The sequence below is a fragment of the Aphanothece microscopica RSMan92 genome (assembly GCF_046613545.2).
Lineage (GTDB): Bacteria > Cyanobacteriota > Cyanobacteriia > PCC-6307 > Cyanobiaceae > NIES-981.
In genome coordinates this window covers 1-433 of record NZ_JBKKKY020000570.1, presented here as the reverse complement: position 1 = coordinate 433, position 433 = coordinate 1, and the positions used below count along the sequence as shown (strand labels likewise).

Annotated in this window: 1 protein-coding gene; it reads right to left on the bottom strand. The window is 71.1% G+C overall.

Translation table 11 applies throughout. The features are described from left to right. On the bottom strand, positions 1-334 hold a 334-nt coding region (locus ACLD7X_RS19105), incomplete at its 3' end, for a sensor histidine kinase (RefSeq protein ID WP_411425255.1). Between the last annotated feature and the right edge of the window lie 99 nt (positions 335-433).

The window sequence follows — 433 nt, the reverse complement described above, 5'->3', positions numbered from 1 at the left end:
GGCCCGGGCCCGCGGTTCGACCAGCGTCATCGGCGACGAGGCGGGCTATGGTGCGCAGGTCGCCAGGGGTATCGATCCTGAGCCTGCCGCCTTCGGCGCGGGCCAGTTGCATGAGCCGTTCCGACAGGCGGGTGAGTCGCTTCAGCGTTGCTTCCACGTCGGCGGCGCGTGCCACGGCAATGGGGTCTGCGGTTTCAGCCTGCAGCCGCTGTGCCTGGGCGATGGCGCCCGCCAGCGGTGTCCGCAGCTCATGGGCGGCATTGGCGGCAAAGCTTCGCTCCGCCTCGAAGGCGGCCTTGAGCCGGGTCAGGACGCCGTTGAGCGTTGCCGCCACGGGGGCGATCTCGGAGGGCAATCCCTCGTCCGGCACAGGCGAGAGATCGCGCGCACTCCGCGCCGCCAGCCTCTGCTGGAAGCTTCGCGACGGCGCAAG